Raw genomic sequence first — 19078 nt, 5'->3', positions numbered from 1 at the left:
CCTCTATGAGTTTTACCCAGGCGTTACGCTTACTAGGCTGTTTGCTTTTCATGATTGGCTTTACCGCGCCAAGTATGGCGGGCGATCTGGTACAGAGGGTCTTTAGTGCGCGCGATGGCCTCAACAATGCCACGGTCAACGACATCAGCTTCGATGAGTATGGCTATACCTGGCTCTCCACTGAGCAGGGGCTGTATCGCATCAGCGACACCAAGGCGCGGCGTATCGACAAAGACGCCAACCATATCCGCCTCTCCGACGAATATATCTATCTCACCGAATCTCTGAGTAAACAACATCTGCTGGTCAGCAGCTATGCCAACACCTATCTGTACGACATAGTCAAAGATGAGTTTGTCCAGCTGGGCAGCGACAAGCTGTTTCCCGAGTTTCATCCCAGCGGGCTGCAGGCGGTCACCCGCCAGAAAGATGGTAGCTATGTGCTGCTCAGCTATGTCGGCGAGCTGTACCGACTCGACTATAAGGCGATGACGCTCACCTTTATCAGCGCCTTGCCGAGCGACCCGGATATGCCTTGGTTCGTGCTGTCGCAATTTGGCGATGCCCAGCTGATCGTCGGTAAGAGCTATGAGCTGCAGCTTAGAGACAGCCTGGGGATGCTCAGAGGCATCTTCCCTTGGACCGAAGAGCAGGGCCAGATAAAGAACCTGTTCGAAGACAGGGCGGGGCGTTTGTGGCTGGGCTCGAGCAACGGTCTGTATCGCGTCTACCCGGATTCATTAACCCTGGAGAAGGTAGAGCAGATCCCCTTCTACGTGACCCAGATGGCTCAGGATAAGCTCGGCTTTCTCTGGCTGTCTGGCCGTGAGGGGCTGATCAAGTGGCACCCGGATACCCTTGAGATAAAACACTTTAGTAATGAACTGAAGCTGGCGGCGGATCTCGATTACATCTATGACCTGGCGGTGGACGATAACGACTTGGTCTGGGTCGGTGGCTCGGGTGATGGCCTGGCGATCATCGCCGACGATCCCGATTTCGTGCTGGACAACTTTAGCCGCAACGCCCCTTATCAGATTAGCAACGAGATGATTTGGGGTATCTTTGCCGAGCAAAATAAGCTGTGGTTGGGCACAGACAAGGGGCTTATCGAGGTCGATCGCGACGCCAAGAAGAGTGAGACCTACCTGCCCGACGAGATGGAGGTCAACGACAGCGTCTACACAGTGAGCGCGTTCGACAAGCAGCGCCTGCTGCTGGGCACCACCAATGGCCTGTTCATCTACGACAAGCAGGCGCGCAAGACCATGCGTTTCGCCGAGATCAGCGGTGGGCGCACCTCGCTCGAAAATAAGATGATCTACTTCAGCTACAAGGATCCTCTGATCACCTCGCGCTGGTGGTTCGTCACCGCCACGGGCCTGTTCTACTGGGACAAGGGAAGCCTGGAGCCGACTCGTATGCAGGTCAAAGGCGTCGACGGCACCCTGCATCAGATCCCGCTGCGATCTATCTACCGGGCGGCCGACGGCAAGCTGTGGATCGGCGGTGAGAACCTGTTTGGCTATATCGATAGCAAGGGGCTCTTCTATTCGCGCATCGACTTGTTTGCCGATGACAACATCTCAGTCGACGTCAGCTATATCAAAGAGGTGGATTCGGGCGTGCTCTGGCTCGGCACCTCGCCCAAGGGGTTGGTGGAGTATCACCCCAAGACGGGCCTGACCTATTTTCTCACCGACAACTGGCAGGTGGAGTGTAGCTCCGTCTATTTCATCGAGCAGTTGCCGGGCTATCGGGTGCTGGGCTGTGCCAACTCCCTGGTGAGGCAAGATCTCACCACCGGGGGGATCACGGTTATCGAGAAGCAGGACGGACTGATCAGTCACGAGCTTAACGATGGCGCCGCCTTCTATGAGCCAGGCGCCGGCCTCTATGTCGGCAGCCCTGATGGGGTGGCCTTGGTGGATGTGCCCCAGATGCGTAACCGCCTGGCGGAAGATGGCATCATGATGGAATCTGTCTCCGTATTCTACGAGGACAACACGGAGACCAAGCTGGTGCCCGAGGCGGGCATGCTGATAAAACCCGGTGCGCGCCTGATCAGTTTCCAGCTGACCAGTCTCGACTATCTGACCGATATTCCGTTTCAGCTGCAGTATCGTCTGCGCCGCGGCAAGGCCTCCGAGGAGAGCAAGTACTTACAGCTGATGGGCCAGTCCCAGGTCAACGTCTCGGGCCTCAAGGATGGTCACTACACCTTAGACATTCTCAGCGAGCAAAACGGCGTCTGGTCGCAGACCCCCTATTCGTTCAGCTTCGTGGTCGAAGATTACTGGTGGAACTACGACTGGTTCAGAGGCTTGCTGCTGCTTTCGCTTTTGCTGGTGGGGCTCTACTTCCTGCTGCTGCGTCAGAAGCAGATAGGCGCCTTCAGGCGGGTCAACAAGAAGCTCAAGGAGAGCGAGGACAGGCTGCGGCAATCGCTACGGGGCAGTGACTCAGAGCTGTGGGAGTGGCACAGCGAGAGCGAAACCTTCCTGCTGGAAAACCGTGGGGGCTATTTCCCCGACAGGGGCGATGCCTTCGAGCTTAAGATGGATGAGTTCCCCATCTATGCCGATGACCAGGAAAAGGTATTTACCGCCTGGAAACGCCTGCTTTCCAAGCAGGATGACAGGTTGGATGTGGATTATCGTTACCGCCGCCCCGACGAGTCTTGGGGCTGGACCCGGGTACGCGGCCGTGCATTGGAGTTCGACCCCGTTAGCGGCCGGGTGAAGAAGGTCGCCGGTATCTATACCGACATTACTACGCAGCGAATGCTGGAAGATGACGTTAAGCTGCTGGCTCAGGCGTTTGCCAACACCTCGGAAGGGGTGCTTATCTTAGACGCAGATGAGCGGGTGAAGGTCTCGAACAAGGCGGCCCAGTCGATTCTGGGGATGAGCGCCGATGATCTTATCGACAGATACTTTGCCCAGCTGGTTCACAGCAGCGAAGACAGGAGCGATGAGATCAACATCCTGCTGGAGCAGGGCATCACCTGGACCGGCGAGCACGAGTTTCAGTGCGCCGAGGGGCTGATCTGCCCCGTGTGGCTGAACCTGTCCACTATGAAAGATGATCGCGGCAACATCAGCCATTATGTGGCGGTGTTCTCAGATATCACGGAGCGTAAGCAGACCGAGGCGGACCTGCGCCGCCTGGCCAACTATGACGTGCTGACCGGTTTGCCCAATCGCTCACTATTCGCCGCGCGCCTGGCTAAGTGTATCCACCGCGCCGAGCAGACCGAAGATAAGCTGGCGCTGATCTTCCTCGACCTGGATCGCTTCAAGAACGTCAACGACTCCTACGGTCACAGCATGGGCGATGCCTTGCTGGTGGAGGCCGCTAGCCGTTTGCAATCCTGCGTGAGTGAAAACCACACCCTCTGCCGCTTCGGTGGCGATGAGTTTGTGATTTTGATGCGCGACATGGTGGATATCGACGAGGTCAACCATCTGTGTGAGGCCCTGATCCGCCAGATAGAGAAGCCCTTCGAGCTCTATGGTCGTGAGTTCTTTATCTCCACCAGTATCGGGGTCAGCCTATGGCCGGATGATGCCAAGCAGCCCGAGGTGTTGATCAAGAACGCCGATCAGGCCATGTACCACGCTAAGGAAGAGGGGCGCGGCAACTTCCAATACTTCTCGGCCGAGCGTAACGCCGAGGCCCTGTATCACCTCAAGTTAGAGGCGGAGCTGCGTAAGGCGATGGACAGGCAGGAGTTTGAGCTCTACTTCCAGCCGCAGATCGATATCCTCAAAGACGACAAGGTGGTGGGCATGGAGGCGCTGCTGCGCTGGCATCACCCCAAGGAAGGTTATATCCGTCCCGATATCTTTATCCGGGTGGCGGAGTCATGCGGCCTGATCATCGAAATCGACCGCTGGGTGATCAAGCAGGCCTGTCTGCAGGGCGCCAAGTGGGCCGAACATTTCGGCGGCGAGTTGAAACTGTCGGTCAACGTCTCTGCGGTGCACTTCAGGCAGCCCGACTTTATTCAAGACGTACAGCAGGCGCTCAAGGAGTCTGGCATGCCAGCTAAGATGCTGGGTCTGGAGATCACCGAGGGCGTTTTGATGAAAGAGCTGCATGTGGCCAAAGATCACCTTAAGGCGCTACGGGAGATCGGCATAGAGGTCGCGATCGACGATTTCGGTACCGGCTACTCGTCGCTTGCCTATCTGCGCAGCTTCGATGTCAGCACGCTGAAGATCGATCGCTCCTTCCTGATCGATATCGCTACTAACGAGGCGGATCAGGCGATCGCCAGCAGTATCATAGAGCTGGCCCGAAACCTTAAGCTGAAAGTGGTGGCCGAAGGGGTCGAGACCCAGGAGCAGTTAGAGCAGGTCTTTAGCCGTGGTTGTTACATCATTCAGGGCTACTATTTTGCCAAGCCGATGACCATAGATGAGTTTGAGAAATACCTCTACATCAAGTCTCAGTAGCGGCATTTTCATCGCGTGATAGTGCAAACTTTCTTGTTTTTTAAAAGGTTTGCTAGAATATCTTGTCCCTCTTTTCAAAGGAAGATGCACCGCCGATGATGAAACCTTTTCTATTCTCTTTGCTGCTGGCAAGCCTCTCAGCCCCAGCCCTGAGCGAAGAACGCCCCAAGATAGGTCTGGCGCTTAGCGGTGGCGGTGCCAAGGGGGCGGCCCATATCGCCGTGCTTAAGGCGATGGAGGCGGAGCATATTCCCGTCGACTACATTGCCGGGACCAGTATAGGCGCCTATGTGGGCGGCATGTATGCCCTGGGCTATAGCGCCGAAGAGATCGAAGAGATCATGATGGGTTCCAACTGGAACGCCGGCTATTCGGATACCATTCCCCGCGCGGCCCTCAGCTATCGCGGCAAGCAGCAGCGGGACAGGTTCAATATTCCTATCAATATTGGCTACAGCGACAAAGAGGTGAAGGTGCCTAACGGTCTGCTGCGTGGCCAGTCTATGTCTATCTTGCTGCAACACTCGACGGATCTGGTGCATAAGTTCGAACACTTCGATGAACTGCCGATTCCCTATCGTGCGGTGGCGACCGATCTCGAGACCAGCGGCGCCGTGGTGATTGACAGCGGCAGCCTGGTGGATGCCATGCAGGCCTCGGCTACGGTTCCTGGCGCGTTGCAGGCGGCCCAGTATAAGGGACGCATTATCGTCGACGGTGGTATCGCCAATAACATGCCGGTGGATGTGGTCAAGGCCATGGGCGCCGACATCGTCATCGCCGTTGATATCGGCTCCTCATTGGTGAAGCGGGATCAGCTGGAGAGCACGGTGGCGGTACTCAATCAGCTGTCGACCATGCTGACCAATGCCAGCACAGAGCGGCAGAAACAGCTGCTGACGGAGCAAGATATTTTGATCCGCCCCGAGGTGGGCGAGCTCAGCACCACAGACTTTGCCATCATGCCCGAGGCCTATCGCCTGGGCGAGGTGGCCGTCACTGAGCAGCTGGGCAGACTCAAGCAACTGGCCGTGACTCCCGAGCAATACACCGCCTACCAGGCCCACAAGGATGCCGCCAGCGTTGGCTGGCTCTACAACCTGTCGCGCCCCGTGGTTGCCATACGTTTCGACAACAACTCTAAGGTGAGCGAGAAGCTGCTGGCAGAGACCCTGGGCATAGAGCCGGGTGAGGTGGTCGATAAGGCGAAGCTGGAGAAGGGGATCAACAGTGTCTACGCCTTGGATAAATTCGAGCGGGTTAACGCCGAGTTTGTCGATACCGAAGAGGGGCGGATACTGATACTGCAGACCCGGGCCAAGTCCTGGGGGCCTAACTATTTTCAGCTCGGCTTCAGCTGGGAAGACGATCTTGCCTTGCATACGGCGGTTGCGCTTGATCTGGCCTACACCATGACAGATATCACCGCCTATGGCGGCGAATGGCGCAACGAGCTGCGTCTGGGCTATGAGAAGCTGCTCTCCTCTGAGCTGTATGTGCCGCTGGATTCCGACCAGAACTATTTCACCCGCGCCGAGGTGGGCTATGAGAAGAAAGACTGGACCCTGTATGAGGGCAACAACTTTTTCTTGGAGCTCAATCAGGTCAAGTATCACGCGGAGATGGGCATTGGCTTTAATTACGTCAAGGAAGGGCTGGTGGAACTGGGTCTGGTGGGCGACACCGGCTACCTAGAAAATGCCATTCTTGATGGCCGTGCCGATTTTAGCTCCTACGGCGCCTATCTGAAATTTGGCTTCGATGACCTGGACAGCATTAGCTTTCCGACCTCGGGTAACCGCGTCACGGTCAACATGTACTATCGCCGTGAGCACTCGCCCGAAATTTTTGGGGAAGATCCGTCCGATACCTCATTCCAGATCACGGCAGATTGGCGCGGCGCCCTGAGTGTCGGCAATCATGCCTTCGTGGGTAAGGCCTCGCTGGCGACAGTAGATAAGGAGCGCGGCTTCAGCGTCAACGTCTCCGAATTGGGTGGCTTCCTCAACCTGTCTGGCTACCACAGAAATGCCTTGGTCGGGCCTCACAAGGTGTTCGGCGCCTTTATCTATCAATACGATCTGGGCCGGGACGTGCTGGGTATGACTGACTATCCCCTCTATCTGGGGGCCAGTCTCGAGGCGGGTAACGTCTGGTCGATCCGCGACAGCGTCAGCCTGAATGATCTCATCTATGGCGGCAGCCTCTATCTGGGGACAGATACCGCCATAGGACCGGCGGCTATCGGTTATGGCTGGACAGACGATGGCGAAAATACCGTCTTCCTCTTCCTAGGTAAGAACTGGTAGGCAGGTTAAAGCGTCATACAAAGTTACAAAATCGCCCTACAGTCGAGCAGGCTGGGGTGTTAGTGTGTCATTCGCAATGGTTTAACCAACCTGAAGATAAACAATAAAGCGTAAAAACCGGGGAATTCGAGATGAAAAAAGTCAGTCATTTGGCATTAGCCGTGGCGTTGGGCTTGGGCCTAGGCGCCTGTGGTAGCCATGACACCACTCAGGTAGAGAGTGTACAAGCGACAAAGGTGTCGGGCGTTGAGAAGGAAAACTTCGACACTCAGGTGCGTCATCAGGACGATTTCTATTACAGCGTTAACGGTCACTGGTTGGCGAACACGCCGATTCCTGCCGACAAGTCTAACTACGGCGCCTTCTCTGTGCTGTATGAGCAGAGCCAGAATGCCCTGAAAGAGATCATCGACGAAGTGGCAGCCATGCCAAATAAGGCCGAAGGCTCTAACGAGCAGAAGGTGGGTGACTTCTACGCCAGTTACATGAATACCGACCTGGTCGAGCAGCTGGGTGTGACGCCGATTAAGGCGCCTATGGCGGAGATCGCCGGCCTCAAGAGCCATCAAGACGTTGCCAACCAGATGGGTAAGCTGCTGGTCTCTGGCGTGCAGATGCCACTGGGCTTCTATGTGAACAACGATGCCAAGAAGTCGACCCAGTATGGCGTCTACTTCTACCAGTCTGGTTTGACCTTGCCGGATCGCGACTACTACCTGAAAGACGATGCTAAGTTCGTGGCCAACCGCGCCGCGCTGCAGAGCTATGTGACGGATCTGTTGGCTGCTGCCGGTTACGCGAATGCCAAGCGCGCCGCGAACAACGTTGCCGAGATCGAGCGCTTCCTGGCCGAGAGCCAGTGGACGCGCACCGAGTCACGTGACGCCAACAAGAGCTACAACAAGATGGATATCGCTGGTCTGCAGAAGACAGTCAGCAACTTCGATTATTCACAGTTTGCTAACGGCGCCGACATGAACAAGGTCACCGAGGTGATCGTGCGTCAGCCCTCTTTCTTCGAGAAGTTTGGCAAGCAATTTAACCAGTTCAGCGTCGAGCAGTGGCAAGACTACTTGATGTTCCACCTGGTGGACAGCTCCGCCGAGCTGCTGAACAAAGAGATGGTCGACCTGCACTTCGCCTTCCACAGTAAGACACTGATGGGCATCGAAGAGCAGAAGCCGCGCTGGAAAAAAGCGGTAGATGCTGCGGATCAGGTGATCGGTGAGCTGGTAGGTCAAGAGTACGTTAAGCGTCACTTTAAGCCAGAAGCCAAGGCGCGCATGGAGAAGATGATCCATAACCTGATCAAGGGCTTCGAGGTCAGTATCAACGAGCTCGAGTGGATGACGCCTGAGACTAAGGTGGCGGCGCAAGAGAAGCTGTCTAAGTTCAACTACAAGATCGGCTACCCAGACAAGTGGAAAGATTACACAGATCTGAGCATCAAGGCCGATGATCTTGTGGGTAACTATCTGCGTTACGCTCACTTCGAATACAAGACCATGCTGGACAAGCTAGGTAAGCCAATCGATCGCACCGAGTGGCACATGACGCCGCAGACGGTTAACGCTTACTACAGCCCTGTGATGAACGAGATCGTCTTCCCGGCCGCGATTCTGCAGCCGCCGTTCTTCAACATGGATGCCGATGATGCGATCAACTATGGTGGCATCGGCGCTGTGATTGGCCACGAGATCAGCCATGGTTTCGATGACCAAGGCGCCAAGTATGACGGTGACGGCAACCTGAGAGACTGGTGGTCTGATAAAGATAGAGAAGAGTTCAAGAAGCGCGGTGCTCAGCTCAGCGCTCAATACTCTGGCTATGAAGCCCTGCCAGGTAAGTTTGTTAATGGCGACCTCACACTGGGTGAGAACATCGGTGACCTGGGCGGTCTGACGGTGGCAGCGCGCTCTTATCAGCTGAGCCTAAACGGTAAAGAAGCGCCAGTGATCGATGGCCTGACGGGCGAGCAGCGTCTGTTCATCGGCTGGTCACAGGTATGGCGTCGTAACTATCGCGACGAAGAGCTGGGACGTCGTCTGTTGACCGACCCGCACTCACCAAGCCACTTCCGTGCCATGGGTACGCCGCGTAACATCCCAGCCTTCTACGAGGCATTCGATGTTAAGGCGGGCGACAAGATGTACCTGAGCGAAGAAGATCGCGTGAAGATCTGGTAATCCCAGACTTTAACAAAAGTACAATCTAAACAAACGAAAGCCCATCCTAGGATGGGCTTTTTGTTGTCAGAATCGAGTGGCTTACTGTTATTTAGCGGCGGATTGTGCCAGGTAGTCGGCAAACTCATCGAGACTGGCGAGCTGCTGGTGGGCGGCGGCCCATCTGGCCTGGCTCGCCTCATGGGGCGCTGGGATCACCACAGTGTGCATGTTGGCGGCCCTGGCGGCGATCAGGCCGTTGAAGGAGTCTTCTATCGCCAGGCATTGCGAAGGCGCCACGCCTATGGCCTTGGCGCAGTTGAGGTACACCTCTGGGTGGGGTTTGCCAAGGGCCAGCGCCTCGGCGCTCTCGATGGCGTCAAACAGCTCTCTGATGGCCAGCTTCTGCATCACGGCATCGATCAAAAGCGTCGGCGATGAGGTGGCCAGGCCAAGCTTGAGTCCCCTCTGATTGCAAGCCTCGAGCGCCTCCTTAACGCCGGACATCGCCTCGCCGTGACTCAGGATCTCTCCGGCCACTTGCGTGACTATCGCCTCGGCGGTCGCTGTATTGTCATAGCCTTCCCAAGGGTGGCGTCGATACCAGTACTCGACTACCTGGTCGATGCGCAGCCCTGTGGTCTGCTCGGTATCGCTGAGGCTGATGGGTAGCCCCAGCTGGCTTAGTACCTTGTATTCGGCGGCCTGCCAACTCGGCTCGGAATCGATAAGCACGCCATCCATATCGAAGATGACCGCCGCTAAATTTATTTGGCTCATGGTTATGGCTCTTGCTGCTTCATATTGGTTGAGAAAGTGGAATATTATGCGGATTCTTCGGGTATTTACGAGCCTCCAGGCAATTTTTTTGCGCAATTTTTTCTCAGGAGAGAGCCGGGTTTATGCGTTTGGAATGAATTTGTGTTGCCTTTGAAATTTATTGTATTTCAAACGCTTAGTTTGTTATTCAAACTATTGTCTAATTTCATTTGTTTCAGGGCTGCGCTAATTTGCTGGGCACCCTAGGAAATCCCGGTAATTTCTCACTTCTAAGAGTGTGATCTGATTCATACTTTTGCAAAGCTGTAGTATAATGCGGCCGGAAATACGGGTTGAGCCTGCTTGACTGTGAGCTTCAGAATTGAAGACGTGCAGTTTCGCTGTTAGAACGCCAAACAAAGAGGAATGTTGCCGTGCTAGAAGCATATCGTAAACACGTCGCAGAACGTGCTGCAGAGGGCGTAGTCCCTAAGCCACTAGATGCCCATCAAGTGGCCGAATTAATCGAATTAGTTAAGAATCCACCTGCGGGTGAAGAGGAGTTCATCCTCGACCTGCTGGAAAACAGAATTCCACCAGGTGTTGACGAAGCGGCCTATGTGAAAGCCGGTTTCCTCGATGCGGTTGCCAAAGGTGAGGCAACATCTCCTATCCTGTCTGCGGCGCGCGCCGTTGAGCTACTGGGTACCATGCAGGGCGGTTACAACATCGAGCCGCTGATTGCGCAACTCGACAATGACGCTCAGGCACCATTGGCGGTTAAGGCGCTGTCAAACACCCTGCTGATGTTCGATGCCTACCACGATGTGGTTGAGAAGATGCAAGCGGGCAACGCTCACGCTAAGCAAGTGGTTGAGTCTTGGGCGAACGCCGAGTGGTTCCTCAGCCGTCCTAAGCTGGCCGACAAGGTTACCCTGACCGTATTCAAGGTGACGGGTGAAACCAACACTGACGATCTGTCACCAGCTCCCGATGCCTGGTCTCGTCCAGATATCCCACTGCACGCCCTGGCGATGCTGAAAAACGCGCGCGATGGCATAGTACCAGACGAAGCGGGCGTGAAAGGCCCAATCAATGAGATCGAAGCCCTGAAACAGAAGGGTCATCCACTGGTTTATGTGGGTGACGTTGTGGGTACAGGTTCTTCACGTAAGTCTGCGACCAACTCTGTACTTTGGTTCATGGGCGACGATATCCCATTCGTACCTAACAAGCGTGCCGGTGGTTTCTGTCTAGGTGGCAAGATCGCTCCTATCTTCTTCAACACTATGGAAGATGCCGGTGCACTGCCAATCGAGCTAGATGTAAGCAAGATGAACATGGGCGATGTGATCGACATCTACCCATACGAAGGTGTGGTTAAGCTACATGGCAGCGACGAAGTGATCTCTGAGTTCAAGCTTAAGACTGACGTGCTGCTTGACGAAGTACGTGCCGGTGGCCGTATTCCGCTGATCATCGGTCGTGGTCTGACTGATCGCGCTCGTGAGACCCTAGGTCTACCAGCCTCTGACGTATTCGTACGTCCACAAGATGTGGCCGATTCTGGCAAGGGTTACACCCTGGCACAGAAGATGGTGGGTAAGGCATGCGGCGTAGCCGGTGTGCGTCCAGGCCAATACTGCGAGCCTAAGATGACTTCTGTGGGTTCACAAGACACCACAGGTCCTATGACACGTGACGAGTTGAAAGACTTGGCATGTCTTGGCTTCAGCGCCGACCTGACCATGCAGTCATTCTGTCACACTGCCGCTTATCCTAAGCCAGTTGACGTGAACACTCACCACACACTACCTGACTTCATCATGAACCGTGGCGGTGTGTCGCTGCGTCCAGGTGACGGTGTTATCCACTCTTGGCTAAACCGTATGCTGCTGCCTGATACCGTAGGTACAGGTGGTGACTCGCATACTCGTTTCCCAATCGGTATCTCTTTCCCAGCGGGTTCTGGTCTGGTGGCTTTCGCCGCTGCGACTGGTGTGATGCCACTGGATATGCCTGAGTCTATTTTGGTTCGCTTCAAGGGCGAAATGCAGCCTGGTATCACACTACGTGACCTGGTACATGCGATTCCGCACAAGGCGATCGAGATGGGTCTGCTGACCGTTGAGAAGAAAGGCAAGATCAACGCCTTCTCTGGTCGTATTCTGGAGATCGAAGGTCTTGAGAAGCTGAAGGTTGAGCAGGCATTCGAACTGTCTGATGCCTCTGCCGAGCGCAGTGCTGCTGGTTGTACCATTAAGCTGGACAAAGAGCCTATCATCGAATACCTCAACTCTAACATAGTGATGTTGAAGTGGATGATCGCCGAAGGTTACGGTGACCGTCGCACTATCGAGCGTCGTATCGCCGCGATGGAAGAGTGGTTGGCTAACCCAGAATTGATGGCAGCCGATGCTGATGCAGAATACGCCGAAGTGATCGAGATCGATCTGAACGAGATCAAAGAGCCTATCCTGTGTGCACCAAACGATCCAGATGATGCCGTGCTCCTGTCTCAGGTGAAAGACACCCAGATCGACGAGGTGTTCGTTGGTTCTTGTATGACTAACATCGGCCACTTCCGTGCAACCGGTAAGATGCTAGACAAGTTCGCCAAGACGCTACCAACCCGTCTGTGGATCGCACCACCAACTAAGATGGACCGCGATCAACTGACAGAAGAGGGTTACTATGCCATCTTCGGTCGTGTCGGTGCACGCATCGAGATCCCAGGTTGTTCTCTGTGTATGGGTAACCAGGCACGTGTTGCCGAGGGTGCAACGGTAGTTTCTACCTCTACCCGTAACTTCCCGAACCGTCTGGGTACTGGCGCAAACGTTTACTTGGCGTCTGCCGAGCTGGCCGCGGTTGCCGCACTGCTGGGTCGTCTGCCAAGCGTTGAAGAGTATCAAGAGTATGCGAAAGAGATCGATGCGACTGCAGCCGATACTTACCGTTACCTGAACTTCGACCAGATCGATTCATACACACAAAAAGCGGGCGAAGTGATCTTCCAGTCTGCCGTGTAATCGAAATTGATAACGCGAAAAGGCCAGCTGATTAGCTGGCCTTTTTTTTGTCTGCGCTATTGTATGTCAGCGATAGGGAAAGTGCGTTTAGGCGCTTGCTCTTCGTCGTTTATGCCGAGTATTTGCTGTGCAGCACTTCCAGTAGTTGATCTTCCAGTTGGAAACGTGTCTCCATGGCATCGCCGAGTGAGGAGAGATCTTTGTCCAGCTGATAGAGGATCTTGTCGTCGCTGGCACTGGTGTACTTGTCGTTGAAGTCCAGGGCCATATCTGTGGTTTCGCTGATCTTAGGCACTATGGTCTGCGCCAAGGCCTGGCTGGATTCGCCGTTTTTCTCGCAGGCGGTGACTACTCGATCATAGACCTCGAAGTGCCCCTCGGACACATAATCCACCAGAAGATCGCAGAACTCTTTCACCGACTTGAAGGCGGGAAGTGACTTGTCTATCGCCTCGTAGGGCGGCAACCCGGCGATTTGGCAGTAGTTAATCAGCAGCTTACGACGGTGGTTTAGCCATTGATCAATCAGTGTATTGGCGCCACCCCATTTCTGTTCGGCCCGTTCCAATTGCTTTAGCATGATGGTCCCCATCGCAAGTTATTCTATGACTTCTAATGTAGGTGAGAAATACCGCTTTGATCAACCATTTTTTAGTCGATCCGGGCGATCTTTCAGCTGGTCGAATCTGCTTGTTTTGTATACAAAATGACGGAGACGTTGTCGATGAGAGGGGTAGAAATAAAATGCCCAGCGATAGAAATCTATCGCTGGGCGAGTAAAGTTTTTGCGGGCTCGATGCGACGAGCTTCTTGATTGTTCTTGCTAGCGCAGACTTTTTATACCAAAGGCAAAGAGGGGGTGCAACTTTTTTCTAGCGAATTGAGGGCTGAGGCGAGCAATTTGCGCTCTAGGCCAAACCTTGAGTGAAAGCGCGAGGGGGTAAAAAAATAATCAAGCGGCGTTTGTCACATAAATGCGCCGATGGAGGTTACTTTACTCGCGTAAATGCTAAACTACTGTCCCAGCGAAAATCAATAAGCGTAGGAATAGAGCCTTATGGCAGAACTAAAAAATGATCGTTATTTACGTGCCTTACTAAAACAGCCTGTTGATGTGACTCCTGTGTGGATGATGCGTCAGGCGGGTCGTTACCTTCCTGAATACAAAGCAACCCGCGCACAAGCCGGCGACTTCATGTCACTGTGCCGCAATGCCGAGTTGGCCTGTGAGGTGACGTTGCAACCACTTCGTCGTTACGATCTCGATGCTGCGATCTTATTCTCTGATATTTTGACCGTGCCAGATGCCATGGGCCTGGGTCTCTATTTCGAAACCGGTGAGGGTCCTCGTTTCGAGCGTCCAACCGATACGCTTGATGCCATCAAGAAGCTGGCCGTGCCGGATCCAGAAGATGAGCTTGGTTATGTGATGAAGGCCGTTAGCACCATTCGCCGTGAGCTGAAAGGCGAAGTGCCGCTGATCGGTTTCTCTGGTTCACCTTGGACACTGGCGACCTACATGGTCGAGGGCGGTTCGAGCAAGACCTTCGAGAAGATCAAGAAGATGGCCTATGCGGAGCCTGCGGCGCTGCACATGTTGCTAGATAAGCTGGCCGATGCCGTGACCCTGTACCTGAATGCACAGGTGGCCAACGGTGCCCAGTCACTGATGATTTTCGACTCATGGGGCGGCGCCCTGTCTCATACCGCTTACCGCGAGTTCTCGCTGCGCTACATGCAGAAGATCGTCGACGGTCTGACCCGCCATGCCGATGGTCGTCAGGTGCCTGTGACGCTGTTCACTAAGGGTGGCGGACTATGGTTGGAGGCGATGGCCGAGACTGGCTGTGATGCACTGGGTCTGGACTGGACAGTGGACATTGCCGACGCTCGTCGCCGCGTGGGTCACAAGGTTGCCCTGCAGGGTAACATGGATCCTTCTATGCTTTACGCCTCACCAGAGCGCATCCATGAAGAAGTGCGTCAGATCCTGGCCGGTTACGGTGAAGGTTCGGGCCATGTATTCAACCTGGGCCATGGTATTCACCAACATGTGGATCCAGAGCATGCCGGCGCCTTCATCAAGTCAGTTCACGAACTGTCGGCGCAATACCACAAGTAAGTGGCATTAAGCTTGAAAGCTAGCCAGTCGGGGTAACTCGACTGGCTATTTTTTTGCCCGTGAATCCCTGTTAATCCTTCCCTCTAGACCTATTAAAAATTCGAATAGTAACCAATGTGTATTATCGGAGAGCATCTGCTAACCTGAATTCAGTCAGGGAAAAACAAGGATTTCGATGTGAAAAAGTTTATAGCAATCAGCGTGATATGTTTCGCAGTCTTCTTCGGTCTGCTTAATGGGATTCACCATATCTATGTTGCTAACGCTGACACTATTCTGGGCCAATATATGGTTGCCGCATTGGTGGTGGTCATGTGGGCCTGCCTCTTCGCCTCGCTGGCTAGCCTGGCGTACCCCTTCCTCCGCCGCCATCTGGTGATCTCCCCGCAATAAACCCCACCTCATCGATATCGGGGCAGTGCGATCATGAATCGGCTGCCCCGATCGGTTGCACTCTGCACCTCGATACGACAGCCGAGTCTGGCCAATAGCTGCCTGACGATCGCCAGGCCGACGCCTAGCTGCGGCAGCGTTTCGCCCCGGCAATAGTAGAGCTCGGGTTGGCTTGGGCTAGGAGTATGCTGCAGGGCGGCAATGGCTTCGGGTTGCATGCCGCTGCCCGAGTCCTGAATCACCAGATAAGATCCAGAGGCCAGCGTCTGGGGATAGACGGCGATCTCACCGCCCGGCGGTGTGTGGCGTAGGGCGTTGTCCAGCAGGTTGTTGAGCACCCGGCTCATGAGCTGAGGATCCGTATAGAGGAACTCTCTCTCGCCCTCACTCTTGCCCTCATTTTCACCTTGGACTAGGCGGAGGCTGACCTCGGCCCGCTTAGCCTTGGGGGTGAAGGTCTGGTTGAGTTCATCGAGAATCGACTTCAGCGAGACCCGGCGCATGTTCGCCTTGATCTGACCGTTCTCCAGAGCCGCCAACTCGAGCATCTGCGCCAGCAACTGCTGTAGCTTCTGCCCCGAGGCGGCCGCGTACTGCAGCAGACTGTCGTCGCGCGCATCGGCCGGGCTCAGCAGCCAGGTATCCAGGTATCCCAGTAAGGTGGTCAGCGGCGTCTTGAGGTCGTGTGACAGGTGCAGCAGGAACTCCTGCTTGGCCGCCTGCTGCGCCGTGACCTGTCGCTGCTTCTGGGCTACCTCTTCTAACAGACGATTGATCTGCCCATTGAGCTGGGCCATCTCTTGGCTGCGGCTCGGCGCCAGGGGCAGGGCGAGGGGCTGGTCTATGGGTTTGTGTTCCAGCTCGCCCAGGGCCTGGGTGAGACGATTGAGGGGCCGGGTCAGGTAACGCAGCAGCAGGGCAAATAAGATCAGGGTAAACAGTGCCCAGCCACCCAGGGCGACGCCCCAGCGCTCGGGCAGGTCTTTGGCCTGAATAAGCGACTGCCAACTATCGAAGGCTTCGCCGCCGATGATCACATAGAGGTAGCCGCTGAGGGTGCCATTTGGGCCTATGAGTGGGCTGGCGGAGAAGATCTTCTGCTGGCCATCACTCCTGGGATCTGTGCCCAGGATTGGCAGGGTATCACCCTTGAGGAAGGAATGAATCTTGGTGATGTCCACCCTGTGGGTCTTGATCTGCTCCTCCCTGGCATCGAAGGCGATCACCTTGCCTTGAGTGTCTAAGGTGTAGATCTCGAAGCTGGGCCCCAGCAACATGAGGTCGTGAAAGGCCTCCTTGAGGGCGGCGTCCGAGGTGAGCCCCTGTGACAGAAGTGGGTTTATTTCGGCCATATGGGTCGCCAGTTCCCTGTGCAGGGACTGTTGCACCAGCCGCTGGCTGTGTTGCTGACTCAGGCTAAACCACTGCCAGAAGCCGAGAAACAGCAGCAAGACACAGGCGCTGGCAAGCAGCAGGATGCGGCCGAACAGGCTGTTGACCATGGCTAGTGCGCCGCCGGTGGGGCGAACTTATAGCCCACGCCCCATACCGTCTGCACCAGCTCGTTGCTACTGGGGCAGCAGGCCAGCTTAGCCCTGAGGCGATTGATGTGGCTGTTGACCGTGTGCTCATAACCCGCATAGGAGTAACCCCACACGGCTTCCAGCAGCTGCATACGGCTGAACACCTGGCGCGGATGTTGGGCCAGGTAGTAGAGGAGATCGAACTCCCTGGCGGTGAGGGCCAGGGGCTGATTGGCGGCGGTGACTTCACGCGTCTTGCTGTCGATCACCAGTTCGTCAAAGGTGAGGGCATACTGGTCGGCGGCCTGCTGAGCGGAGCGTCTGAGCAGCGCCTTGACCCTGGCCCTGAGTTCCAACACGCTGAAGGGTTTGACTAAATAGTCGTCGGCGCCGGACTCCAGGCCGAGGACTATATCTGCCTCGCTGTCTCTGGCGGTGATCATCATGCAGGGTAGGCTCTTGCCCTCCTGACGCAGTTGCTGGCACAGGGTCAGGCCATCGCCATCGCTCAGCATGCGATCCAGCAGCAGGAGATCGAAACACTTGCTGCGCAGCTGTTGCCTGGCTTGGTTCAGAGTGCTGACCTGGGTCACCTCATGTTGCAGAGATTCCAGGTTGAGTCGGATCAGGCGGGCGAGATCCGGTTCATCCTCGACCAGCAAGATGCGACGCCCTTCACCTAGCGTCCTGTCACCGTTTAACACAGACATAGCAAACTCCCTCTAGTTGGCCTACATCCAGTAGACCCAGCCCAGAGGGAATTTATTTCGTCGATGCTAAATAATGCTGGTCGGTTAACCTGGCTTACTAGCGGGTGCGCTGAATGGTTACCTTGAGCACAGGGTTGTCGAACCTATGACTGGCCTTGAGCACAGAGTCGCTCAGGCCATCGTTCTGGCTGATCACTCCTGGGTGCAGGTGCACACGATCCACATCGTCGCGGGCCGCATTAAAGCCTTCACCACCATCCGCCGGCCCTGGGATGCTTCCCTTGAGTTCGCTGTTGGCCTCTGTGCCGGCGTCATAGGCGGGGGTGTAGAAGCTAAGTGTCTCAGCCACGGCTATATGACTGATATCTATGGCGTCCAGGCCGCTGAAGGCGTCGTTGGTGTTGACCAGCATGGTCAGCAGCGACAGGGATGCAGTTGCCGCCTCGGTTTGGGTCAGGGTTAGGCTTTCACTCGCCCCGGGAGGGAGTATGCCTGCGCCGCTAACGACCATATTGATGCCGTCCATCTCGGCGTTATAGCCCGACTGATCGCCGCCCTCGGCCAGTTGCTCCAGCGCCAGGCTGGCAGGCTCGCCGTTTTGCCAGGCATGATAGCCGTTGGAGGTTGCCAGCAGCGCGAGGGGCGACATAGGTTGATTCGCGGTCAGGTTGGTCACCGTCAGGGTAAAGCTGCGCTCCACGGGCGGTGCCGGTGGCTCTGGCATATTCGTATCATGGTCGTTGTCTGAGCAGGCGCTGAGCATCAACCCTACAGTGAGTGCCGCCGCCGTTAAGGGGAGGCCATTCTTGAGCTGTTGCAGTTTCATCATGGCCTCCTACTTAACTGTGATGGTGACGCGGGCGACCGGGTTGAGCCAGCGGTGTACCCGGCTGTCGAGATCGCTCATGCCGCCAGCAGGGTCTGTATCACCCAGAATGCCGGGGTGGATATGCACCTTGTCGTTGGGACTGGTGTCGGCCACGCCGCTAGCATTGCTGCCGCCATCTCCGCCCGGCGCCGCAGGGATCCCCGGCACGCCTGGCATGCCGCCGCCATTAATGATCTCATCGTTGGCCTCGGTACCTGCGTCGTAGGCGTTGAGGTTCAGGGTATAGGTGCCGGGCGTGGATGGGATCTCCCAGCTGTCCAAGCCGACGAAGGCGTCGTTGGTAGGCAGTATCATGGCGACCAGGGACAGATGCGTCATCGCCAGGGAGTCAAAGCTGATGCTGGCGACATTCTGCCCCGGTGCCATCAGGCCGCCGGCCGGGTTAGACAGGGTGACGCCGCTGGCGCCGTCAACCATGGCGGCGAGATCGGCGATATCACCTCCTTCGGCCATCTTCTGCAGTGCGCTGGTGGCAGGTTCGCCTGCCTGGAACAGATGCATCTGAGCATCATGGGCGGCGATGAGGACTGGGGTGAAGTGATTGCCATGGGTGAGGTTGCTGATGCTGATGGTGAGTTCGGCTGCGCTGATTGGGGTGGCGACTAAACCGGCTAACAATAGGCCGGCGCTGATTTTGCGTAGGGTCATGGGTGTTCTCCTGATTGACATGATCGAATCCTAGCTTCAAGCATGGCGTTCGGAGTTCACTTAAGTAT

12 protein-coding genes are annotated in these 19078 nt (G+C 55.7%); 6 read left to right on the top strand and 6 right to left on the bottom strand.

From position 1 onward, the window contains the following. Positions 1 to 5 precede the first annotated feature (5 nt). From K0J45_RS17550 to K0J45_RS17540, 3 genes are all read left to right on the top strand, one after another. On the top strand, positions 6 to 4460 hold the full coding sequence (locus K0J45_RS17550) for an EAL domain-containing protein (RefSeq protein WP_220043489.1): 4455 nt from the start codon (positions 6 to 8) through the stop codon (positions 4458 to 4460). 95 nt (positions 4461 to 4555) lie between these two features. After that, positions 4556 to 6769: a patatin-like phospholipase family protein gene (locus K0J45_RS17545; protein WP_220043488.1), complete on the top strand. Its 2214-nt coding sequence runs from the start codon at positions 4556 to 4558 to the stop codon at positions 6767 to 6769. A 131-nt stretch (positions 6770 to 6900) separates the two neighbouring features. After that, positions 6901 to 8955 carry a M13 family metallopeptidase gene (locus K0J45_RS17540; protein WP_220043487.1) on the top strand — a complete coding sequence of 685 codons (2055 nt, stop codon included), beginning with the start codon at positions 6901 to 6903 and terminating at the stop codon, positions 8953 to 8955. An 87-nt stretch (positions 8956 to 9042) separates the two neighbouring features. Here K0J45_RS17540 and hxpB read toward each other — a convergent pair whose 3' ends face one another. Next, positions 9043 to 9714 carry a hexitol phosphatase HxpB gene (hxpB, locus tag K0J45_RS17535; protein WP_220043486.1) on the bottom strand — a complete coding sequence of 224 codons (672 nt, stop codon included), beginning with the start codon at positions 9712 to 9714 and terminating at the stop codon, positions 9043 to 9045. 413 nt (positions 9715 to 10127) lie between these two features. Between hxpB and acnB the strand changes: the two genes are divergently transcribed. Then, positions 10128 to 12725 carry a bifunctional aconitate hydratase 2/2-methylisocitrate dehydratase gene (gene acnB / locus K0J45_RS17530; RefSeq protein ID WP_220043485.1) on the top strand — a complete coding sequence of 866 codons (2598 nt, stop codon included), beginning with the start codon at positions 10128 to 10130 and terminating at the stop codon, positions 12723 to 12725. 109 nt (positions 12726 to 12834) lie between these two features. On the opposite strand, the gene K0J45_RS17525 is transcribed toward acnB, so the two are convergent. Then, positions 12835 to 13305: an Rsd/AlgQ family anti-sigma factor gene (locus K0J45_RS17525; protein WP_011867219.1), complete on the bottom strand. Its 471-nt coding sequence runs from the start codon at positions 13303 to 13305 to the stop codon at positions 12835 to 12837. 477 nt (positions 13306 to 13782) lie between these two features. Between K0J45_RS17525 and hemE the strand changes: the two genes are divergently transcribed. Together hemE and K0J45_RS17515 are read left to right on the top strand one after the other, a co-directional pair. Continuing rightward, positions 13783 to 14847 (top strand): uroporphyrinogen decarboxylase, encoded by a 1065-nt coding sequence (gene hemE, locus K0J45_RS17520; RefSeq protein WP_011867218.1) that lies wholly within the window; start codon positions 13783 to 13785, stop codon positions 14845 to 14847. A 177-nt stretch (positions 14848 to 15024) separates the two neighbouring features. Beyond that, positions 15025 to 15240 (top strand): hypothetical protein, encoded by a 216-nt coding sequence (locus K0J45_RS17515; RefSeq protein WP_220043484.1) that lies wholly within the window; start codon positions 15025 to 15027, stop codon positions 15238 to 15240. A gap of 8 nt (positions 15241 to 15248) precedes the next feature. Here K0J45_RS17515 and K0J45_RS17510 read toward each other — a convergent pair whose 3' ends face one another. The 4 genes from K0J45_RS17510 to K0J45_RS17495 form a co-directional block, all read right to left on the bottom strand. Then, positions 15249 to 16742 carry a sensor histidine kinase gene (locus K0J45_RS17510; RefSeq protein WP_220043483.1) on the bottom strand — a complete coding sequence of 498 codons (1494 nt, stop codon included), beginning with the start codon at positions 16740 to 16742 and terminating at the stop codon, positions 15249 to 15251. A gap of 2 nt (positions 16743 to 16744) precedes the next feature. Continuing rightward, complete coding sequence (locus K0J45_RS17505) at positions 16745 to 17473, bottom strand: response regulator transcription factor (protein ID WP_220043482.1); 729 nt, start codon at positions 17471 to 17473, stop codon at positions 16745 to 16747. Positions 17474 to 17570: 97 nt separating this feature from the next. Continuing rightward, positions 17571 to 18302: a spondin domain-containing protein gene (locus K0J45_RS17500; protein WP_434086942.1), complete on the bottom strand. Its 732-nt coding sequence runs from the start codon at positions 18300 to 18302 to the stop codon at positions 17571 to 17573. Positions 18303 to 18308: 6 nt separating this feature from the next. Further along, entirely contained in the window at positions 18309 to 19010 is a 702-nt protein-coding gene (locus tag K0J45_RS17495) for a spondin domain-containing protein (RefSeq protein WP_220043481.1), read from the bottom strand. Positions 19011 to 19078: the final 68 nt, after the last annotated feature.

It is taken from the genome of Shewanella alkalitolerans (assembly GCF_019457575.1).
Lineage (GTDB): Bacteria > Pseudomonadota > Gammaproteobacteria > Enterobacterales > Shewanellaceae > Shewanella > Shewanella loihica.
The sequence above is the reverse complement of the archived record's forward strand: the minus strand, read 5'-3'. Positions and strand labels throughout refer to the sequence as shown.